Raw genomic sequence first — 19,676 nt, 5'->3', positions numbered from 1 at the left:
GGCTGAGGGCTTTGGGGACGCGGCGGATGAGAGGCGGCGTAACACCTACGTCCGCCTGCCGCAAGGATGCCGCTTTGCCGGGGCACGTTGACATCGCTTTAGCCCGAACGTACCGATACCCAACTGGAAGGAGCTGCTTTCCCATGGTCGCGCTGATCGATCCGGACCTGCTTTTTCCGCCTGAAGCGCATTCGCGCTCGCTTGCCCGCGACCTCTATGCCGGCGTCAAGAACCTGCCCATCGTCAGCCCGCACGGTCACACCGATCCGCGCTGGTATGCGCTGAACGAGCCGTTCCCGGATCCGGCACAATTGCTCATCGTGCCCGACCACTACATCTTCCGCATGCTGTTCAGCCAGGGCGTGCGGCTGGAGGATCTCGGCGTGGCGACCCTGGACGGCGCTCCGGTCGAGACCGACGGCAGGACGATCTGGCGGCGCTTTGCCGAGCACTATTACCTGTTCCGGGGCACGCCGACCCGGCTGTGGTTCGACCATGTGCTGGCGCATCTGTTCGGCATCGAAGAGCCGCTGAGCGCCGAGACCGCCGACCGCCATTACGACACGATCGCGACGGTGCTGCAGTGGGAGAATTTCCGTCCGCGCGCTCTGTTCGAGCGCTTCAACATCGAGGTGATCGCCACGACGGAAGGCGCGCTCGACGACCTCAAATGGCACCAGATGATCCGCGACAGCGGCTGGGCGGGCCGTGTCGTCACCGCCTACCGGCCGGATTCGGTTGTCGATCCCGATTTCGAAGGGTTTGCGGCCAATCTCGACCGGTTGGGCGAGATCACCGGCTGCGACACCGGCAGTTGGGCCGGCTATCTCGACGCGCATCGCCAGCGGCGCGCCTTCTTCAAAGGCTTCGGCGCGACTTCGTCCGATCACGGCCATCCGACAGCCGAGACCGCCAACCTTTCCGATGCGGCGGCCGAGGAGCTGTTCAACCGCATTCGCCGTGGCTCGGATGACGAGCGCGAGCGAAAGCTGTTTCGCGCCCAGATGCTGACCGAGATGGCCAAGATGAGCAGGGATGACGGGCTGGTGCTGCAGATCCATCCTGGCTCCCAGCGCAACCATTCGGCTTCTGTCTTCCAGAGGTTCGGCCGCGACAAGGGCTTCGATATACCGACACGGACGGACTATGTGACGGCGCTGAAGCCGCTTCTCGACTGCGTCGGGCTGGAGCGTGATCTTACCGTGGTTGTCTTCACGCTTGACGAAAGCAGCTATGCGCGCGAGCTGGCGCCGCTGGCCGGCGTCTACCCGGCGCTCAGGCTCGGTCCGGCCTGGTGGTTCCACGACAGTCCGGAAGGTATGCGCAGGTTTCGCGAGATGACCACGGAGACGGCAGGCTTCTACAACACTGTCGGCTTCAACGACGACACCCGCGCCTTTCCCTCGATCCCGGCCCGTCACGATGTGGCGCGGCGGGTCGACTGCGCATTCCTGGCGCGGCTCGTTGCCGAGCACCGGCTACGCGAGGACGAGGCGCATGAACTCGCCGGGGAATTGGCCTATACGCTTGCCAAGAAAGCCTATCGGCTCTGACGGAACGTGCCTGATCGGCGTTGGCCGGCCACTCACGGCAAGGAGATGACGATGACGAAGATATTCGCCCATGCCGGGGAGGCCCCCTGGACGCCGACGCCCGACGGCAACAGGCGGCGCGTTCTCCTCTCCACCGATGAACTGATGCTGGTCGAGTTCGGCTTCGACAAGGGCGGTGTCGGTGCGCTGCATTCGCATCCGCATGTCCAGTCAAGTTACGTCGCCGAGGGTCGTTTCGAGGTGACCATCGACGGGCTGACGGAGATCCTTGAGGCCGGTGGCAGTTTCATCGTGCCATCCGGCCTCGTGCATGGCGTCAAGGCGCTCGAAGCGGGGCGGCTTGTCGACAGCTTTGCGCCGCACAGGGCTGACTTCCTCGCCTGAGGGCGCTAACCGGGAAGGATCACGCCTCGGCTTCCCGCAGCGGCACGCCGGCAAGGTCCAGCCTGATATGCCCACGCTCGGGCCGCAGCAGCCGGATCGGTGCGCTTTTCTCGTCAAGGCGCCGACGCAGAAGGATGAGCCTGGTTTCAAGATTGTCCTTGATATCAGGCAGCCGGAGCGTTGCGTCCCGCCTGATCTCGCGATTGGAGAAGTCGCGGCGTCCCGTGGCGAGGAAGGTGCGGACGAGGTGGATCAGGAGCCGCCCGGGGACGCCTTTGATCAGATAGTCGTCGTCGATAAAGACGCTGTCGTCGAAAGCGAAGTATCTTATCTTGAACGAGGGTGCTCCGGCTTGATCCGAGGCATATCCGCCTTGCGTCGACTTCGCGAAGGCATTGGCCTGGTGGCCACCTTCCAGTTCGGCAAGCCGCAATCCTGCGGCCAATTGGCTCGCAACCAGCATCAGGGCGTCTTCATCCTGATGGCCGAAAGCGAAACTGGCCTCGGACTCGATAAACAGCACGCCTCGCAATTTTCCCTGGGCAAGCATTGGCACCGCCATCTGGCTGCGCGGACCGGCAAGTCCGGGAAGCGGGATATGGCGTGTGCGGTCAGACGCCGAAAATATGGCTGAGGCATAGCGTTGGGAACGCCGCAGGTCACAGATACGAACCGGCTGGCGCGTAGCGGCCGCGATGCCGATCACCCCTTCACCAAACGCGATCTCCGCGCCGACACCAAGGCTGCTGTATCCGCGACTCGCCAGAGCGCTTAGCCGCTGAGCGGTCTCGTCGGGCACCAGAACCATCGCATGCCGATAGTCGAAGCTGCTCTCAAGTCCGGCCAGGGCCTTGTCCAGCATCACATCGGCATCGGCTTCCGAGCCGATGGCGGCGGCAAGAAGCGCGGCCTTGGGCAGGTGGTTCGTTGTCGCGGGGGCCGGATTGCGATGTTCAGGCGGGACGACGCCGACCACCGCGCGGCAATCGCGCACGAAGTACAGGTCGGCGGAGCGCAGTTTCATGACCCCCGCCATTCCCTGTTGCGCACTCATCACCGAAAGATGTGACTTTATGCGTTCGAACAGTTCGCCATGATCGAGCGCGTGCAGGAATTCCAGATCGAGCATGTGATGGACGCCGCTTCGTCCATCGACAACCATCAGCGTGGCAACGCCGCTGGCGCGGACATTGGCGGCCGTCTTGGAAAAGAACTGGTTCGAAAGCGCAACATGGCTCTCATCGACGTAATAGACATGAGACAGGTACGAGATGTTGGGTATGCCATCGCCATCGCTGGTCGCGATCACCGACGGGATGACACCTTCAAAACTGTCGCGGATGTCGCTGAGGGAGATCATGGCGAGTTCGTCCGGAGCCTCTCGCCCGCACCGGGGCCGGGTGACTGCGAAAAGACATCGGTGGGCTGAAAACGGATGCGAAGCAGATCACTGTCGACGAGGGTATGAGAGAGTTGATGCGGGGTCACGCCAAGCGCCTCCATCACCACCAGCATCTCGGAAATGTAGTTTTGCGCTCTCGCCCTGTCGGCATCGTCGGCCGGCGACACCGCCAGGATGCTGCCCTTGACCTGGAAGGCGCGATAGTCGTGCGGGCGTACCATCGTGACCGCCACCGGCGCACCCAAGGCGGCGTTCTCGACAACTTCGGGCCATTGGGTCCGCGATACAAGCACGTCGATACATCCGAGGCTCGCGACATGCGCGGCGCCGGTGCCGCGGCCGATGGCTGGGCGAAACGCGGCATTGCGTGTGGATACGAGTATCATCACCGGACCTGCGAGCAGGTCGTCTATTTCCTTGCTGATCAAGGCCGCCCCACTGCCTACGTGCAAACAGTCTAATCGGATAGGAAAGTTTTAGGAACAGGCATGCTCGTTTAGGAAGCATTTAGGAAGCATGTTCTTCAGCCCTTGAATAGAAGGCCTCGCGAAGCCGGCGCGATCAGTCATCGTGACAATCGGGACGCCGCACAGACGGGAGACCTTCAATGACGCATGCAAGAATACCAGACCTCAATGGCCGCTATGATCTTTATGGCCTGATCCACAAAGGTCTTCGCAAGGCCCAATGCGAATTGCTTGCGCGCCTGGGCGGCGCGGATTTCGACGATGCCGCGGCGACCGCACCATTGCTGGCCGACCTTCGTACGATCCTTATGCTTGGGGCCAGCCATCTTGCCCATGAGGACCGGTACATCCACCAGCCACTCGAAGCGCGCGTGCAGGCTTCGACCGATCGCCTCGAGCACCAGCACGACGATCATCGGCTTGCCTTTGCCGAACTCGAGGACATGATCCGGGCGATCGAGGAGGCACCCCTTGATGCCCGAGCCAGCCTTGGTCGTCGGCTCTACATCGCTTTCACGGTCTTTGTCGGACACGATCTCGAACATATGCATGAGGAGGAGACGGTAACCGCGCCGCAACTTTGGGCGAACTTCACGGATGCCGAACTGCAAGGCATCGAAATGGCGATCATCGGGTCGCTCACGCCGGAAAAGAACCTCGCCTTCATGCGCCTGATGATTCCCGCCATGAACCGCAGCGAGCGTGCCGCGCTTCTGGGAGGCATGAAGGTCTCGGCGCCTGCCGAGGCGTTCACCGCCGTCATCGAGTTCGCGGCGCGGCCACATCTGTCGCGTGAGGATTTCTGCGACCTCTCCAGCAGACTTGGGCTCGCTGCCTGAAATTCGCACCGGAGACGCTCTCGGAGGCAGTTCGCGTTCGAGCGCAACGAATTCGACAGGGAATCAGAACCATGCACGACCGCCATGCGGCAGCCTTGGGCTGCACGATTTCAACCGGCCGGGCTGCTGCCCGCCGTGGAGGCTGCGGCGCATGCGCCGCGTATTGTCCGGCAAAGCTTGGTCGTGCCCAGGCAAACGGTCGGCCGTCGGCGGATGAAACGTGTTCCGCCGTCGGAGGAGAATCGCCGACCCACGCGCCGCCCGACAGCCGATGATGGAAGGTCACATCGTGGGCAGGAACCTGCCGTTGCCGGCCAACCGGCTCCTCGATAGGGAACCCGCGCCTCGGACAAGGCGCGGGTTTGTTGCCTGGGCGCCAGTGGCGCCGCGGTACTCAAGAACATCACCGCAGGATTGGAAACCTGCCGGATCATAGTGAAGATAAACTTAATGCCGGCGCCGGGTGGTCGCGACGGCTGGCGGCAAGCAAGCGATGCGTGGCCTCGAGAATGGCTTCGACCGGTGCGTCGGCGACGTTAGCCCTTCGTCCGCGTCTCGGCGCCGTCACCACCTCGACCATGTTCGACAGCGGCCGCCACCGCTCCAGATTGGCGCCGTTGTTGACGATCACCGTCGGCGTCATGACCGTGGCGAACAGGTGTCCAAGGCCGCCTTCCATGCCGACATAGACGGCAGCCATCTCGCCAAGCGCCAGCAGGAGGTCGCCGAACGCTTCGACATCGAGCCCAAGTTCCGGACCAACCACCGAGAGACGGCTCTCCCTGGCTACCAGGGCCTGCGGCGTCGGTCCGTCACCGGGTGTCACCAGATACAGCACGTGGTAGCCGGCATCGATGAGATTGCCTGAAATGGCTGATATCTGGTCCTCGCTCATGAACTTGTTGCTCCTGGCGTTGCCGCCAAGCAGGACCAGCGGACGGTTGTCCGCGCCGACGAGCCGGCGCGCCATGGTCCGGGCGGACTGCGGAACATCGAGCCTGTGGTCGAATGGCAGGTGTCGGCCGGCGAGGCGCTCGATCAGCCGGTGATAGCGCCAGGCATTGTGTTCGGGCCGCAAGGTCCATCTGGTGCCCCGGCGCAGCGACAGGAGATAGCCGGCGAAATTGGGCTCGTAGTGAACACCGCGGCCGAGAAGTTGCAATCCGGTCACCATCAGTCCGGGGACGCCTGTGCGGAAGTCGACGACCGTCTTCTGTCTGCCCGGCTGTGCGAATTCAGCGAGAATGTCGGAGAGCGGCTTCATCCTGAAGTCGTCGACGAGGGGAGTGGCATGCTTGCGCAACATGCCCGTGAGCGAAGACTTACCCTGGCAGCCATAGACGATATGGCTTCGCGGAAAGGCCGTTCTTGCCGCCCGCAAGGCTGGTATCCTCAGCAGCCCATCTCCGAGGGCGTCGTTGCGGACATAAAAAATCAACAGCGGCGCGGGCAAATCCATGACCAGGCGAGTCCGTCAGGTGTGATTTGGAGAGGGAGACAAGTTTCGGAAACGACTTTGCAGAAAGACAGCAAATCCCGGCTGAATCCAGAGGGAATATGCGTCAAACGTAATAATAGGGCCGTGTTGGCTGGTATTGCCGCCGTTCGCCCTACCAATCCGTCATGGAAGCGGCGAGATTGGTCAGGTGATATGCCTGAGCAGGCCGAAAAGCCGCTCGAACGTCTTGCCATAGGGCGCGCGCAGCAGGGCGCCGGCGCTCAGCCGCGACTGCAGGAAAACCGGCTTCTCCTTGCTGAAGGTGCGGAAGCCCCAATGGCCGTGATAGGCCCCCATGCCGCTGGCGCCGACGCCGCCGAAGGGCTGGTTCTCCTGCACCAGATGCAACATGCAGTCGTTGATGGTGACACCGCCGGCGACTGTCTCGCGAAGGATGCGTTGGCGGTTGGCGCTGTCATTGCCGAACCAGTAGAGCGCCAGCGGCCGATCGGCTTGGTTCACATGGCTGATCGCCTCGTCGACCGTGGCGTATTCGACGATCGGCAGCACCGGACCGAAAATCTCCTCGCGCATCAGCCGCAGATCCGGGCCGGCATTGCTGACCAGGGTCGGCACGAATTTCCGGCTTGTCGTGGCGAGGTCTTCGCCGGCCGGGTTGATTTCGGTGATGGCGGCGCCGGCATCGCGGGCTTCCGCGATCATGGCGCGCAGGCGCTGGAAGTGCCGGTCGCTGATGATGGCGGTGTAGTCGGGGTTGTCGCGCAGCGTGGGGTAGAGCCGCGCCATCGCGGCTGCCAGCTTGGCCGTGACCGTGCCTGCCTGCCCCTTGGGCACCAGCAGGTAGTCCGGCGCGATGCAGGTCTGACCGGCATTGAGCAGCTTGCCATAGGCAATGCTGGCTGTTGCCGCATCGAGATCGCAGGAGGGATCGAAGATCGCCGGCGACTTGCCACCGAGCTCGAGCGTCACCGGGGTCAGGTTGGCGGCAGCGGCGATCGCGACCTGGCGACCGACCGCGGTCGAGCCGGTGAACAGCAGATGATCGAACGGCATCGACACGAAGGCCTTGCCCATCTCCGCATCGCCGGTGATGACGCTCAACTCGTCGGGTGAAAAATGCTCGGCGGCCAATCCGGCCAACAACTCCGAGAAAGCCGGCGTCAGTTCGGACGGCTTGACCAGCACGCGATTGCCGGCGGCAAGCGCTGCCGTGACCGGCGCGACGGCGAGCTGGAAGGGGTAGTTCCATGGCGAGACTATGCCAACGACGCCGAGCGGCTGCGGCACGAGGCGATTGTTGCCCGGCAGGAACGGCAAGGTGGTGGCGACGCGACGCTCCCGCATCCAGCCTTTCAGGTGAGACAGCGCGTGACGGATGCCGGCACGCACGACAAACAATTCGGCGAGCCGGGTCTCGTGAGTCGAGCGGCTGCCGAAATCAGCGTTGATCGCGGCGCAAATGTCGGCTTCGTGCCGCTCGGTCAGCGCCAGCAGGCGCTTCAGGCGATCCTTCCGCACGCCCAGGTCCGGGAAGGGCTGTTTCTCGAAAGCGGCGCGCTGCAAGCCGAACCGCTCGCCGAGAACGTCCTGTCTCACCTGCAGCATTGCGCGCGCTCCTTGCTCCTGCCCAGCTTACATCAGGGCCAGCCTGAATCCAGCTAGGAGCACATGCCGCAAGGACAGGCGAGGCTCACATGGCTGTTTGACCTTCCGTTTGCATCCATGCCGTTGTATCGAATGCGGCAAGCTGAAATCTCCGACAAGGGCGCGTGGCGCATGATTCCGCAAATTCGTGTCACCGCCATGCGACACGGACCCGTCATTACGCCGGACATGCTGCCCGGCGATGACGGGGTCAACATCAACGGGCCGTCGCTTATCAGCATGCCTGACTGGGTGCCCGGTCGGCTTGGTGCCTACTATCTCTACTTCGCCGACCACACGGGGACCTATATCCGCCTCGCCTACTCCGATTCGCTGCATGGGCCTTGGCGCATCCACCCCGGCGGTGTGCTGTCTCTCGATCAATGTCCATTCATCGTCGGGCATATCGCCTCGCCCGATATTCACATCGACCAGAAGCTTCGCCATTTCGTGATGTATTTTCACGGCCCGGCAGAATCCGGCGAAGGCCAGATTACCTTCGCCGCGACATCCGTCGACGGGCTTGGTTTCACTCCGCTTTCCGAGCCGCTCGGGCCGTTCTACGCGCGCATCTTCCGTTACGATGGCTGGTGGTACGGTTTGCTTGGAACGGGAACGATCACCGTCTACCGATCGAGAAACGGCATTTCGGATTTCGAACGCGGTCCGGTCGTGCTGCCTGCCATGCGGCAGGACCTCGCCCCACGGCATGTCGCACTGCAGAAATCCGGCCGCTGGCTGCGCGTCTATTACACGCGTCGGGGCGACGCGCCGGAACGGATCCTTTACGGCACAATCGATCTCGCCGAGGATTGGCGGGATTGGACCGTGCGAGGCGACAGCGAAGTGTTGCGGCCGCTGACGGAGTTCGAAGGGGCCGACTTGCCGATCCGCCCCAGTCGGATCGGTCTGGCCCCGGGCAGGGAAAATGCGCTACGCGATCCGGCCATTTTTGAGCAGGATAATCAGACCTGGCTGCTCTATGCGGTCGCCGGAGAAAGCGGAATCGCCCTGGCCGAGCTTGGCTTTTCCGAGGTGTCAGCCGCGGCGCCCCGAAAGCCGATCGCGGCGTTACGCCGCCTTGCAAGGCGGCTTTTCTGGCACCTTCGACAGAAAGTGCCAATGCTGCCTTCGGCAATAAGATCCCAAAATAGAATTTTCATCGCCGGCTGCGCGCGCAGCGGCACCACGCTCAGCCTCGATCTGATGGGCTGTTTCGAGGATATCTATGTCCATCCCAGCGAAGCGCCTTACCAGACACTGATCGAACTGGATCGCTACCAAGCCAACCTGGTCGTAAAACGCACTTTCGTGAGCTATAGGGATCTCGAGGATTTGCCCGCCTCGGTCGGCCTGATCTATTGCGTGCGGCATCCTTTCGACGTGCTGACCAGCTCTCACCCGGAGACCGTCGATCTGCGGCCCTTTCACGTGACCATGGAGCGTTGGGAGGCTGAGTATGATGGTTTGATGCGGCTGCGACAGGTCCAGCCGGAGAGAGACATCACCTATTTGCGCTATGAGGACCTGATCGCCGAACCGGACATCGTGCAGGCGAGGATTGCCCGATCCTTCGGCTTGGCGCCGGCTACGCTCTTCAGTCGCGATGCAAACCATCCCATCAGGTCCACCTCGCTGAGAAAATGGGAGCGCAATGAAGCGTTCAGGACCTATCTGCGCGGCCTGCCGCCGTCGTTTCTCGAGCGCGTGGACAGCTTCTGCCGGGAGTTCGGCTATGACAATTCGGCCGGCATATTGACGACGGAATCGGCTGAATGACGCAGGCAACCGGCATCCTGGCCGAGGATCGCAAGCGGCGCGTGCTGAAGGACGTGTTCGGTTTCGACGATTTCCGCCCCGGCCAGGCCGATGTCATGGATGCGCTGCTCGGCGGGCGCCATGTGCTTGCCGTCATGCCGACAGGTGCGGGCAAATCGCTTTGCTACCAGGTACCGGCGCTGGTCATGGGCGGGCTCACCCTCGTCATTTCGCCACTGGTGGCGCTGATGCAGGATCAGGTCGCCGCCTTGCGGCTGGCGGGCGTTGGCGCCGATACGATCAATTCCTCGCTCGATCGCGAAGCCAATGTCGCGGCCTGGCGCCGCGTGGCGTCCGGCCAGACGCGGCTGCTCTATCTGGCGCCGGAGCGGCTGATGACCGAGCGCATGCTCGAGGCGCTATCGAGGCTCGACGTCAGCCTAATCGCCATCGACGAGGCGCATTGCATCTCGCAATGGGGACCGGCGTTCCGGCCCGAGTATGAGGACCTGTCGCGGCTGCGGCACATCTTCCCCAACGTGCCGATCATCGCGGTGACGGCGACGGCGGACGAGAGCACGCGCAGCGACATCGAGGCGCGGCTGTTCGCCGAGCGGGTCGAAACGCTGGTGCTGGGTTTCGACCGGCCCAACATCAAGCTGGCGATCGAATCCAAGCAGGACAGCAAACGACAATTGCTGCGTTTCATCGAGCGTCACGCCGGCAAGAGCGGCATCGTCTACTGCCTGTCGCGCAAGAAGACGGAGGAGATGGCGGCCTTCCTCGAGAAGAACGGCGTCACCGCACTCGCCTATCATGCAGGCATGAGCAAGGAGGCGCGCGAGGCCAATCAAAACGCTTTCATGACACTGTCCGGCGTCGTCATGGTGGCGACCATCGCCTTCGGCATGGGCATCGACAAGCCCGACGTCGCCTATGTCTTCCACACCGACATGCCGGGCAGCCTGGAGGCGTATTACCAGGAGATCGGCCGCGCCGGCCGTGATGGGCGCAAGGCCGAGGCGCACATGCTTTACGGCCTTGGTGACATCCGCATGCGACGGCTGTTCATCGACGACGAGGACGCGTCCACCGAGCACAAGAAGCGCGCGCATCGCCGGCTCGATACGCTGATCGGCTATTGCGAGACGGCGCAGTGCCGGCGTCAGGTGCTGCTCGGCTATTTCGGCGAGGAAGCCGAGCCCTGCGGCAATTGCGACAACTGCCTCGACCAGGTGCCGCGCGCCGATGGCGCTGCCGAGGCGCGCATCATCCTGGCGGCCGTCGCCCAGAGCGGCGAGCGCTTCGGCGCCGCCCATGTCATCGACATCCTGCTCGGCCATGAGACCGAAAAGGTGCTGGCCAGGGGCCATGAGAGGCTGGCCAGCTTCGGCGGCGGGGTGGCGCACAAGAAGGATTTCTGGCAGTCGCTGATCCGGCAGCTCGTCGCCGGCGGCTTCCTGGAGCCGGATCCGAGTGGTCATGGCGGCCTCGCCATCGCCGATAAGGGTCGCGCGCTCGGCCGTGGCGAGGTCCCGTTCCACTATCGCGTCGAGGTGCGCGGCCGCGCCTTGCGCAAGATGCGAGCGGTCGACGGTTCGGCCATGAATGCCGAAGGCATCGATGCTTCGCTGCTGGCCATGCTCAAATCCCTACGGCTGCGGCTGGCCAAGGAGCGCCAGGTGCCGGCCTATGTGGTGTTCTCCGACCGCACGCTGATCGACATGGCCGAGCGCTGCCCGCGCGACCTCGACGCTTTCGCCGAAGTGAACGGTGTGGGAGGGGCGAAGCTCAAGGAGTTCGGCGAGATATTCCTGGGCGCGATCGCGGCGCATCTGTCAGCGGCGTGACGCTGACAGTTTCCGGCGGCGCGCCAGGCGGCAGCCTACGGGGCAGATTTCATTCGCCGGGACCTGGAAGACGATCGGCCTGGCGGCGAGTGCCGGCAAGGCCGGCGTTTGCAACTCAGCTCCCGAGCCTGGTGGCGAGTTCGGCCTGGATTTGCCGCAGCACCGCCGAGGCGGTCTCGAGCTCGTCGTCGCCAATGAGAGAGACCAGTTCGTGGCGGAGCTCGGCCAGCACCGTGTTGATCGAACTCATCCGCGCCTCACCGTCCTTGGTCAAGGACAGTATCTTGGCCCTGCGGTCGCTGGGATCCTCACGCCTTGTGATCAGGCCTTCGGCCACCAGGAGATCGACGAGACGCACCAGCGAAGGCCCTTCGAGGCCGGCCTGTTCCGCGACCGCTCCCTGGCGGGCCTCACCGCCCAGTTGCCACAATGCCAGCAGCGGCATGGCCACGGCATGTGAAAGTCCGTAACGATCCAATCGCTCGTTGGCGGTGCGACGCCAAAGGCGCGCAACATTGGTTATCACCTGGCCGATCGTTTCGCGGCTTCTGGATCGTTCATTTTCCATTGCCAATCGTTCGCATACAATCTATTTGAATGCAATTGATACCAGCGAGATGACGAAGCCGATCCTTCCATCTGTCCGCCAGGTATCCGTTCTCAGTGTGAGGGATCGGCGTTCGCCGGCCCTTTTAGGTGTTTCCGATGTCCGTTGCTTTCAGCACAGTGCCCTCAGCTTCCACTCCCGCAAATCCGCGTTCGCGCGTTATCCTGGCGAGCCTGATAGGCACCACGATCGAATTCTACGACTTCTATGTCTACGCCACGGCTGCCGTGCTGGTGTTTCCTCACCTGTTCTTCCCGGCCGGCAACGACACGACGGCGCTTCTCGCTTCCTTTGCGGTGTTCGGCGCGGCGATGATTGCGCGCCCGCTCGGCGCGATCTTCTTCGGCCATCTGGGCGACCGGCGCGGCCGCAAGATCACGCTGGTTGGCGCGCTGCTCACCATGGGGCTGGCGACATTCCTGATCGGCCTGCTCCCAACCTACTCGAGCGCCGGATGGCTGGCGCCGGCCCTGCTGGTGGTGTTGCGCCTCGCTCAGGGTTTTGCGCTCGGCGGAGAGTGGAGCGGTGCCGCACTGGTGGCGACGGAGAACGCGCCGAAGGGAAAGCGCGGGGTCTACGGCACTTTCCCGCAGCTCGGCGCGCCGATCGGCTTCATTATCGCCAACGGCCTGTTCCTGATCATTGCCGCAGCGATGCCCTCGGACGACCCTTCGCGGCCGTCGATGGCGTTCCTTTCGTGGGGATGGCGCATCCCGTTCCTGTTTTCGGTGGTCATGGTGGCCATCGGTCTGTGGGTCCGCCTCAACCTGGTCGAGAGCGCCGCATTCGACAATACGGTGCGCACGGGCCAGGTCAGAAAGCTCCCGCTGGCTTCGGCGGTCAGGACGCATTCGAAAGAGCTCATACTCGGCACATTCTACATGCTCGCCACCTATGTGCTGTTCTACCTGATGACGACGTTTTCGTTGAGCTATGGCCGCGCGGCGCCCTCGGCGGCGGTGCCGGGCCTCGGCTACAGCTACACGACCTTCGTGCTGATGATGATCATCGGCGTTGTCTTCTTCGGCGTCTTCACCATGGTTTCCGGCCCGTGGGCCGACCGCTGGGGCCGCCGCCGCACGCTGATCTGGATCACCCTGGCGATCGTGGCTTTCGGCCTGCTGTGGGTGCCGATGCTTCATGCCGGTACCGTTGGCGTCATGGCGTGGCTCATCATCGGCTTCAGCCTGATGGGCATGACCTTCGGCCCGATGGGAGCGCTGCTGCCCGAGCTGTTTCCAGCCAATGTTCGCTACACCGGCTCGGGCATCTCCTACAATGTATCCTCGATCCTCGGCGCGGCCGTGGCGCCATTCATCGCGGTAGCCCTCTGGAGCTTCGGAGGCGGACCTTTCTGGGTCGGCGTTTATCTGTCGGCCATGGCGGTGCTCACCCTGATTGCCTTGTTGATCGGGAATGAGACGAAGGATGTCGACATCAACAATTAGGTTCAAGGAGCTTTCCGGACCCCGCCTGGGAGGAGCGGGCCAAAGAGCTGAAGCACAATGACGCTCCCTTCCTGGCAAGACTGGCTGTTTTCGATCAAGGCGTTCATCGCCTCGATGCTGGCGCTCTATATCGCGCTGTCGTTCGACCTGCCGCGCCCTTACTGGGCCATGGCCGCCGTCTACGTCGTGGCCAATCCGCTTGCCGGCGCGACCTCCTCCAAGGGGCTCTATCGCGCGCTCGGCACACTGATCGGCGCGTCGGCGTCCGTCCTTTTCTTGCCGATGTTCGTCAATTCGCCTCTGCTGTTGAGCATGGTCGTGGCGTTGTGGACTGGCGGGCTGCTTTATATTTCGATGCTGGACCGCACGCCGCGCAGCTATGTCTTCATGCTGGCCGGCTATTCGCTTCCGCTGATCGCGCTGCCGGCGGTCGATGCGCCCCAGACGATCTTCGATATCGCCTCGGCCCGCAGCCAGGAGATCATCCTTGGCATCGTTTGCGCCAGCGTGGTCGCGCAATTGCTGTTCCCGATAGGGCTGTCTTCGCTCTTGTCCTCGCGCATTTCCAACTGGCTTGGCGATGCCGCGGCATGGGCGGGCGAGATCCTGCGCGGCGAGGGCGCGCTTGGGGTAACCTTGCAGGCCCGGCAGAAGCTGGCATCGGACATTTCAGGGCTCGACATCCTCATCAGCCAGCTCGGATACGATGCCCACACGCGCGGCGTCACGCGACAGGCGCGACAATTGCGCGGACGGCTGATGTTGCTGCTTCCGCTGTTGTCGTCGCTCGATGATCGCATCCATGGCCTGAAGTCGCAGGACCGGGCGATCCACGAGGAGTTCTTCACCCTGCTCGGTGATGTCGGAACCTGGCTCCAGGCGGTGGACGGTCCGGACCGCGCCGTTCTATTCCGATCCCGTATTGCCGATTTGCGGCCGCCCGCGCACGCGGTCGATTGGGACAGCCTCATCCTTGACAGCGCCTTGGCCAGGCTTAGGGAGATCGTCGACGCCTGGCACGACTGCCTGGTGCTGAAAAAGCAGATTGCGACAGGCGATTCCCGGGGCGAGAGGCTCGCCTTCCGCCGTCGCCGCACCTTCTCGCGCACCCGCCATCACGACTACGGCATGTTGTTCTTCTATGCCGGTTCCGTGATCCTCGCCGTGCTGGCGGCAAGTGCTCTGTGGATTTATTCGGGCTGGGCGGAAGGCGCCGGCTTCGTGCTCATGGTGGCGGTCGGCAGTTCGTTTTTCGCCGCCGCCGATCGGCCGGCGCCGCTTCTCCTGTCGATGTTCGTCTGGTGCACGCTCAGCCTGGCGGTCACCGCCCTCTACCAGTTCGCCATCCTGCCGATGGTTCAAAGCTTCCCCTTGCTGGTTCTCGTGCTGGCGCCGCCTTTCCTAGTGCTCGGCACGCTCATTCCCAGGCCTCAGCTCAGCATGCTGGCGATGCTGCTCACCGTGAACACCGCATCCTTCATCGCCCTTAGCGACCGGTTTTCCGCCGATTTCGTTTCGTTCGCCGGTGGCGGCCTCGCCGCCCTGGCGGGTGTGGGCTTCGCGCTGGTGTGGACACTGGTGCTGCGGCCGTTCGGCGGAGAGATCGCAGCCCGGCGACTGGTGCATGCCGGCTGGTCGGATCTTGCCCAACTCGCCGCCGGCGACCGCGTCGAGGACCAGCGCCGGCTCGCCGGCCGCATGCTCGATCGTCTCGGCCAGCTCGTGCCCAGGCTCGCGGGAACGGAGAACAAGGCGCTGTCGACGATCGATGGCTATGCGGAAATCAGGCTCGGCCTGAACATCGTGGAACTGCAGCGGATGCGCAACCGTCTCACGCCCGACGAGAGGCGCGAGGTCGGCACCGTCCTGTCGGCCGTCGCCGAGTTGTTCAAGGAGCGTCTGCGCCTCGGCGCTGCCGTCACCGCGCCGCCGCGGCTGCTGGCGCGCATCGATCGCGCCCTCGCCACGGTCGCGGGCCGTCAGGCCACGCCGGCGCGGCGGTCGGCGGACGCGCTGGTCGGGGTGCGACGGGCGCTGTACCGGAACGCCGCGCCACCGATCTATTCGACAATGCCGGAGCCCATGCTGCTGGTGGCGGAGTAGATCGATCATGCAAAGCGATATCAGCATAGCCGGCGTCTATCTGCCGGGTCTTCTTGTCCTGATGCTGGCGGCCTTCGTCGTGGCGCGGATGGTCTGGCAAGTGCTGTCGTGGACGGGGCTCTATTCCTTCGTCTGGCACAGGGCGCTCTTCAATTTCGCGCTCTACATCCTCATCCTCGGGGCGTTGTCCTCGCTTTCAAATCGGCTGTTGTCATGAAGTACCGCTTTCTGCGCCTTACCGGCAGGATCCTCGTCACCGCTACAGTCGTTGCCGTCGCTGGCGCCGTCGCCTGGAAGCTGTGGGACGACAACATGAATGCCCCATGGACGCGTGATGCGCATGTCCGCGCCGACGTCGTCGGCGTCACACCTGACGTGTCGGGCCTGGTGGCCGAGGTCATGGTCAAGGACAACCAGGCGGTGAAGAAGGGCGATGCTCTTTTCCAGGTCGACCGCCAGCGCTTCGCCGTGGCGCTCACGCAGGCGCAGGCGATGGTGGAGGGGAAGCAGGCAACGCTCGACCAGGCCAAGAGAAATCTCGACCGCCTTCAGCGCCTGACCGCTTCGGCGGTCAGCATCCAGCAGATCGAGGAAGCGCGGTCGACGGTCGCCGAGGCGGAATCGGAAAGCCTGCAGGCCAGCGCGTCGCGCGACCTGGCGCAGCTCAATCTGGACCGTTCCGAAGTCCGGGCGCCGGTGAATGGCATCATCACCAATCTCAGCCTTCGCCCGGGAGACTATGTCGCCCCCGGCACGGCCACCATGGCGCTCGTCGACACCGACACGATGCGCATCGAGGGCTATTTCGAGGAGACGAAACTTCCGCGCATCAGGATCGGCGCCAAGGCATCCATCAGGCTGATGGGATGGCCAAACTCCCTGTCCGGCCATGTCGCAAGCATCGCCGCGGGAATCGCGGACCGCGAACGCAGCTCGGGCACGCTGCTGGCCGACATCAATCCGACCTTCACCTGGGTGCGGCTCGCGCAGCGCGTTCCCGTGCATATCGTGCTCGACAGCGACGCGGCCACGAAGGCAAGGCTGGTTGCCGGGACCTCCGCAACGGTGACCATCGATCGCGCTACGGCGCAGTGAGGCGTCCGTTTCGCGCGGCGCGGCGCTTGAACGGTGGCTCTTAGGGGTGGTGGCCCGACGCGGGATGGTCATCGGACGGATCGTCGGTTGCGATGCCGCCACCACCGCCGGAACCGCCGCCCATGCCGCCACCGCCCATGCCACCGCTACCACCTTTCCCACCGCCTGACGTGTCATTGCCACGCTCGTTCTTGCCGCGCGCGGTCGAGGCCGATGGCCTTGCCGGACCTTGTTGCGGGATCGTGAGATCGGCCGGGATCGGGGCCAGATCGAGGGCCTCGCGAATGAAGTTGCGTAGCGAAACCACTAGGTCGTGCGTGTGCACGGGACGCCCGGCCACCATCTCCCGGATGGCGTGCTCGGCCAGCCGGACCTGCTCTTCGGTGCCGAGCAGCAGGATGTCCGACAGGCATGCCTCGACCGCGTCGCGGATGCGTCGCCCCCGTTCCGATCCCGAGACGCGTTCGCCACCGAGGTCGACGACCGTGTCGCTTTCGACGGCAGGCCGCTCGCGAAAGTCGCGCAGATGGGCTGGATCGACAGCGAGGTTGCCGGTGAACGATCCGCCAAGCGTCTTGTAGGCGGCAATCAAGGTACGCAGCCGCTCGTTGATCTGGCGGTTCGTGCGTTCGCGGCGCTGCTGAATGGTGAACATCATCAGCAAGCGAATGCCGATGCTGATCAGCGTGAACAGCGCCAGGCCGATAAGGGTGGCAAGCAGGCTCTGCCAGGAGCTGAAATCGATGTTCCGCAAGGTGCTGCGTCCTCATTTGTTCCGCCTGCCGCGTTTTGTGTCGCATTCCGCCGGCATTGGCCAGGGAATAGCGGTCACGGCTCACGGCGCGGAGACGACTCCGGTTTTGACATGCTTTGCCAAAATACGTCATGCTGGCTTTGAAAGGGGGCTGATATGACGATCACGGATATATCCTCCCTCGCCGACTCGAATTGCCATGGTCGTGAGATCGTTTGCCGGCGGGCTGCAGTGCCGACTGGCTTCGCTCGCTGCCGAAAAATTGTGCCAGGATCCATCTGTGAGAATAGTTCTAGGAACCTATCAGTTCGATGATGTCGGCGGCAGTGAGACCTATGCAATAACGATTGCCGAACAGTTCCTGAAGCTTGGCCACGACATCACGATCTATGTGAAGGCACCTGGGAAGATGGCTCAGGTGGCCAGGGATCGCGCGATCAGGATTGCAACGGATCTCGAGCTGCCAACGCCCGATGTCGTGCTCAGCCAGGACGGCGTTGTCGCCTATGAGATGTCGGCCAGGTGGCCAGAGGTTCCTCACGCTTTTATCTGCCACAGTCCGCTTTTCGAATTGCAGACGCCTCCGGCTGTTCCTGGCGTGGTCGGCGCGGTTGTTGTCATGAGCGAGCGATTTGAAGATCGGCTTCGCGCCCTGGCCACGAAGCACCGGATTGTTCGCTTTCGCCAACCGATCGATGTGGACAGGCTGGCGCCCCGTGGCGCAGCCCGCAAACAGCCGAAGAAAGCGCTTTTGCTGGGGAATTATCTGCAAGGCGAAGCAAAGCGCTTCCTGGTCGACGCGTGGAGTGGCGCCGGGGTCGAGTTCATGCAGGTCGGCAGCCCTGCCGGCACCAATTCGGCCGACATCGTCCAAGCCATCGCGGAGGCCGATATCGTCGTGGGGAAGGCCCGGGCGATCCTGGATGCCATGTCCTGCGGCCGGCCCGCCTATGTGTACGACGTCTTTGGGATGGACGGCTGGGTAACCCCACAGGTCTATGAGACGATGGAGGCCGACGCGTTCGCGGGGCTCGCTTTGTCGCGCCCCTTTGAGCCCTCACAATTGGTCACCGATCTAGGTGCCTATGATCCCCTCATGGGAATGGCGAATCGGAAACTGGTCATGATGCATCACCACGCTCGAATCCATGCCCAGCAGATGATCGATCTGTGTTCGGATCTGGCAAAGCCGACGGCAAGCCGGACCACGCCGAAGCTTGAGCTGTCGAGATTGGTGGCGTCGAACTGGAGGTCTGAATCCAAGTTGCTGTCCGCCCGGATAGCATTTGGACCGGTGGCCGAGCGTGCCAAAAGAGCCGAGGATGAAGTTAGCCGGCTTCGCGGCGAGAACGAACAATACCGCCGCACGATCGAGCAACTGACGAGGGAGCTCAACATCCCGACAGCAGGCGAAGAGCGAAACGAATTTCGGCGCCGGATGGCGGCGAAAGTCGACCGGGACCTCAAGGCTGATCAGGGCCAGTTGTCCGAAAACACCTGGGATGAACCGGGCGTGAAAATCCACATGTCCCAGATCAATCGTCGCGTCGTCATTGCGAAGATAAAGCGCCTGATACGCAAGCACTATCGAAGGCCGACAGAATGAACGAGTTGAAGAAGTCCGATCGCGCGCCCTACCTTATGTGCGCGGACGATGTTCAAATCGCGGACGACGTCTACATAGGCGCCTATGTCGTCCTCTATCCCGGAACACGATTGGGCCGCGGGGCCCGTATCGAGCATGGCGCCATAATAGGCAGGCCAAGCCATTCCAATCCCGGTTCGGTTGCCCAGCCAACAGTTCAGCAGCCGACCGATATAGGCGAGAGAACCATTGTTGGCGCCTACGCCATCGTCTGCTCCGGGGCGATAACCGGCCCCGACGCCTATATCGGTGACCATACCCTGATCCGCGAAGGCGCGCGTCTCGGGGAAAGAACCAGCGTTGGTTTCTCCTGTACGGTGGGGAGCAAGTGCGTCATCGGAGAAAACACGAGAATTCAGGGGTTTTGCGGATTTCCGGCAGGGACCATTATCGAAAGCGACTGCGCCATCGGGCCCTACGTCGTCGCGCTGGCCACCACGTTCAGTCCCAACGGGAGGACACCTGATGGTCCCGTTATCGTTCGGCAGGGTGCCCGTATCGGCAGCGCCGTCCAATTGATGCCCGGTGTGGAAATTGGTGCCGGCGCAACGGTGGGCGCCGCCTCGGTGGTCACGCGCAGCGTCCAGCCCGGCGTGACCGTGCGCGGAACCCCGGCATCCGCAGTGTGACAAGAGACGGATGAAAATGGCGGAGAGGCTGGGAGCTAT

General features: G+C 63.3%; 18 protein-coding genes. 12 read left to right on the top strand and 6 right to left on the bottom strand.

Going from position 1 to position 19,676, the window contains the following annotated elements; genetic code table 11:
• Positions 1-143 precede the first annotated feature (143 nt).
• Positions 144-1,553, top strand: a complete 1,410-nt coding sequence (gene uxaC, locus FJ977_RS33190) for a glucuronate isomerase (protein ID WP_140776651.1) — start codon at positions 144-146, stop codon at positions 1,551-1,553.
• A 45-nt stretch (positions 1,554-1,598) separates the two neighbouring features.
• The gene (locus FJ977_RS33185; RefSeq protein WP_140776649.1) at positions 1,599-1,937 is read left to right on the top strand and encodes a cupin domain-containing protein; all 339 of its coding nucleotides are present in this window, start codon (positions 1,599-1,601) and stop codon (positions 1,935-1,937) included.
• Positions 1,938-1,956: 19 nt separating this feature from the next.
• Here the strand turns inward: FJ977_RS33185 and FJ977_RS33180 are convergent, their stop codons facing one another.
• Positions 1,957-3,297 (bottom strand): GAF domain-containing protein, encoded by a 1,341-nt coding sequence (locus FJ977_RS33180; RefSeq protein ID WP_140776647.1) that lies wholly within the window; start codon positions 3,295-3,297, stop codon positions 1,957-1,959.
• Positions 3,294-3,767, bottom strand: coding sequence for a hypothetical protein (locus FJ977_RS33175; RefSeq protein WP_140776645.1), 474 nt, complete (start codon positions 3,765-3,767; stop codon positions 3,294-3,296). Before FJ977_RS33175 ends, FJ977_RS33180 begins: the two co-directional genes overlap by 4 nt.
• Before the next feature lie 179 nt (positions 3,768-3,946).
• Between FJ977_RS33175 and FJ977_RS33170 the strand changes: the two genes are divergently transcribed.
• Positions 3,947-4,645: a hemerythrin domain-containing protein gene (locus tag FJ977_RS33170; protein WP_140776643.1), complete on the top strand. Its 699-nt coding sequence runs from the start codon at positions 3,947-3,949 to the stop codon at positions 4,643-4,645.
• Positions 4,646-5,075: 430 nt separating this feature from the next.
• On the opposite strand, the gene FJ977_RS33165 is transcribed toward FJ977_RS33170, so the two are convergent.
• Both FJ977_RS33165 and FJ977_RS33160 read right to left on the bottom strand, forming a co-directional pair.
• On the bottom strand, positions 5,076-6,104 hold the full coding sequence (locus tag FJ977_RS33165; RefSeq protein ID WP_140776641.1) for a glycosyltransferase family 9 protein: 1,029 nt from the start codon (positions 6,102-6,104) through the stop codon (positions 5,076-5,078).
• Between the two features lie 183 nt (positions 6,105-6,287).
• A complete protein-coding gene (locus FJ977_RS33160; RefSeq protein WP_140776639.1) occupies positions 6,288-7,709 on the bottom strand; it encodes a coniferyl aldehyde dehydrogenase in 1,422 nt (473 codons plus the stop codon).
• A gap of 171 nt (positions 7,710-7,880) precedes the next feature.
• Between FJ977_RS33160 and FJ977_RS36485 the strand changes: the two genes are divergently transcribed.
• Complete coding sequence (locus FJ977_RS36485; RefSeq protein WP_246683391.1) at positions 7,881-9,527, top strand: sulfotransferase; 1,647 nt, start codon at positions 7,881-7,883, stop codon at positions 9,525-9,527.
• Positions 9,524-11,356: a DNA helicase RecQ gene (gene recQ, locus FJ977_RS33150; protein WP_140776637.1), complete on the top strand. Its 1,833-nt coding sequence runs from the start codon at positions 9,524-9,526 to the stop codon at positions 11,354-11,356. The genes FJ977_RS36485 and recQ overlap by 4 nt, the downstream gene beginning before the upstream one ends.
• Before the next feature lie 115 nt (positions 11,357-11,471).
• Here recQ and FJ977_RS33145 read toward each other — a convergent pair whose 3' ends face one another.
• On the bottom strand, positions 11,472-11,924 hold the full coding sequence (locus FJ977_RS33145; RefSeq protein WP_140776635.1) for a MarR family transcriptional regulator: 453 nt from the start codon (positions 11,922-11,924) through the stop codon (positions 11,472-11,474).
• Positions 11,925-12,061: 137 nt separating this feature from the next.
• Here FJ977_RS33145 and FJ977_RS33140 point away from each other — a divergent pair, with 137 nt between their 5' ends.
• Genes FJ977_RS33140 through FJ977_RS33125 form a run of 4 tightly spaced genes read left to right on the top strand, consistent with a single transcriptional unit; the run spans position 12,062 to position 16,609 of the window.
• On the top strand, positions 12,062-13,411 hold the full coding sequence (locus FJ977_RS33140) for an MFS transporter (protein WP_140776632.1): 1,350 nt from the start codon (positions 12,062-12,064) through the stop codon (positions 13,409-13,411).
• A 57-nt stretch (positions 13,412-13,468) separates the two neighbouring features.
• Positions 13,469-15,514 carry an FUSC family protein gene (locus tag FJ977_RS33135; protein WP_140776630.1) on the top strand — a complete coding sequence of 682 codons (2,046 nt, stop codon included), beginning with the start codon at positions 13,469-13,471 and terminating at the stop codon, positions 15,512-15,514.
• A 7-nt stretch (positions 15,515-15,521) separates the two neighbouring features.
• Positions 15,522-15,731: a DUF1656 domain-containing protein gene (locus FJ977_RS33130; protein WP_140776629.1), complete on the top strand. Its 210-nt coding sequence runs from the start codon at positions 15,522-15,524 to the stop codon at positions 15,729-15,731.
• Positions 15,728-16,609 (top strand): HlyD family secretion protein, encoded by an 882-nt coding sequence (locus FJ977_RS33125; RefSeq protein WP_140776627.1) that lies wholly within the window; start codon positions 15,728-15,730, stop codon positions 16,607-16,609. Before FJ977_RS33130 ends, FJ977_RS33125 begins: the two co-directional genes overlap by 4 nt.
• Positions 16,610-16,649: 40 nt before the next feature.
• Here FJ977_RS33125 and FJ977_RS33120 read toward each other — a convergent pair whose 3' ends face one another.
• Complete coding sequence (locus FJ977_RS33120) at positions 16,650-17,363, bottom strand: hypothetical protein (protein WP_140776625.1); 714 nt, start codon at positions 17,361-17,363, stop codon at positions 16,650-16,652.
• On the opposite strand from FJ977_RS33120, the gene FJ977_RS36025 reads away from it, so the two are divergent.
• The 3 genes from FJ977_RS36025 to FJ977_RS36725 are packed head-to-tail and all read left to right on the top strand — an operon-like array spanning position 17,353 to position 19,637.
• Positions 17,353-17,523: a hypothetical protein gene (locus tag FJ977_RS36025; protein WP_181180146.1), complete on the top strand. Its 171-nt coding sequence runs from the start codon at positions 17,353-17,355 to the stop codon at positions 17,521-17,523. The two genes, FJ977_RS33120 and FJ977_RS36025, sit on opposite strands and share 11 nt — an antisense overlap.
• 39 nt (positions 17,524-17,562) lie before the next feature.
• Complete coding sequence (locus FJ977_RS33115; RefSeq protein WP_140776623.1) at positions 17,563-18,969, top strand: hypothetical protein; 1,407 nt, start codon at positions 17,563-17,565, stop codon at positions 18,967-18,969.
• Positions 18,966-19,637, top strand: coding sequence for a DapH/DapD/GlmU-related protein (locus FJ977_RS36725; RefSeq protein ID WP_140776621.1), 672 nt, complete (start codon positions 18,966-18,968; stop codon positions 19,635-19,637). The genes FJ977_RS33115 and FJ977_RS36725 overlap by 4 nt, the downstream gene beginning before the upstream one ends.
• The last annotated feature ends 39 nt before the right edge of the window (positions 19,638-19,676 follow it).

The sequence above is a fragment of the Mesorhizobium sp. B2-1-3A genome (assembly GCF_006442655.1).
In the GTDB taxonomy this organism is placed as follows: domain Bacteria; phylum Pseudomonadota; class Alphaproteobacteria; order Rhizobiales; family Rhizobiaceae; genus Mesorhizobium.
This window is presented reverse-complemented; position numbering and strand designations above follow the sequence as displayed.

What these genes read in the sequence shown, in the direction of transcription:
- FJ977_RS33170 (WP_140776643.1), top strand. Translation starts at nt 3,947, where the DNA reads ATGACGCATGCAAGAATACCAGACCTCAATGGCCGCTATGATCTTTAT.
- FJ977_RS33160 (WP_140776639.1), bottom strand. Translation starts at nt 7,709, where the DNA reads ATGCTGCAGGTGAGACAGGACGTTCTCGGCGAGCGGTTCGGCTTGCAG.
- FJ977_RS33115 (WP_140776623.1), top strand. Translation starts at nt 17,563, where the DNA reads ATGGTCGTGAGATCGTTTGCCGGCGGGCTGCAGTGCCGACTGGCTTCG.
- FJ977_RS33130 (WP_140776629.1), top strand. Translation starts at nt 15,522, where the DNA reads ATGCAAAGCGATATCAGCATAGCCGGCGTCTATCTGCCGGGTCTTCTT.
- FJ977_RS33135 (WP_140776630.1), top strand. Translation starts at nt 13,469, where the DNA reads ATGACGCTCCCTTCCTGGCAAGACTGGCTGTTTTCGATCAAGGCGTTC.
- FJ977_RS33125 (WP_140776627.1), top strand. Translation starts at nt 15,728, where the DNA reads ATGAAGTACCGCTTTCTGCGCCTTACCGGCAGGATCCTCGTCACCGCT.
- FJ977_RS33165 (WP_140776641.1), bottom strand. Translation starts at nt 6,104, where the DNA reads ATGGATTTGCCCGCGCCGCTGTTGATTTTTTATGTCCGCAACGACGCC.
- FJ977_RS36025 (WP_181180146.1), top strand. Translation starts at nt 17,353, where the DNA reads ATGTTCCGCAAGGTGCTGCGTCCTCATTTGTTCCGCCTGCCGCGTTTT.
- recQ (WP_140776637.1), top strand. Translation starts at nt 9,524, where the DNA reads ATGACGCAGGCAACCGGCATCCTGGCCGAGGATCGCAAGCGGCGCGTG.
- FJ977_RS36725 (WP_140776621.1), top strand. Translation starts at nt 18,966, where the DNA reads ATGAACGAGTTGAAGAAGTCCGATCGCGCGCCCTACCTTATGTGCGCG.
- FJ977_RS36485 (WP_246683391.1), top strand. Translation starts at nt 7,881, where the DNA reads ATGATTCCGCAAATTCGTGTCACCGCCATGCGACACGGACCCGTCATT.
- FJ977_RS33185 (WP_140776649.1), top strand. Translation starts at nt 1,599, where the DNA reads ATGACGATGACGAAGATATTCGCCCATGCCGGGGAGGCCCCCTGGACG.
- FJ977_RS33140 (WP_140776632.1), top strand. Translation starts at nt 12,062, where the DNA reads ATGTCCGTTGCTTTCAGCACAGTGCCCTCAGCTTCCACTCCCGCAAAT.
- FJ977_RS33145 (WP_140776635.1), bottom strand. Translation starts at nt 11,924, where the DNA reads ATGGAAAATGAACGATCCAGAAGCCGCGAAACGATCGGCCAGGTGATA.
- FJ977_RS33180 (WP_140776647.1), bottom strand. Translation starts at nt 3,297, where the DNA reads ATGATCTCCCTCAGCGACATCCGCGACAGTTTTGAAGGTGTCATCCCG.
- uxaC (WP_140776651.1), top strand. Translation starts at nt 144, where the DNA reads ATGGTCGCGCTGATCGATCCGGACCTGCTTTTTCCGCCTGAAGCGCAT.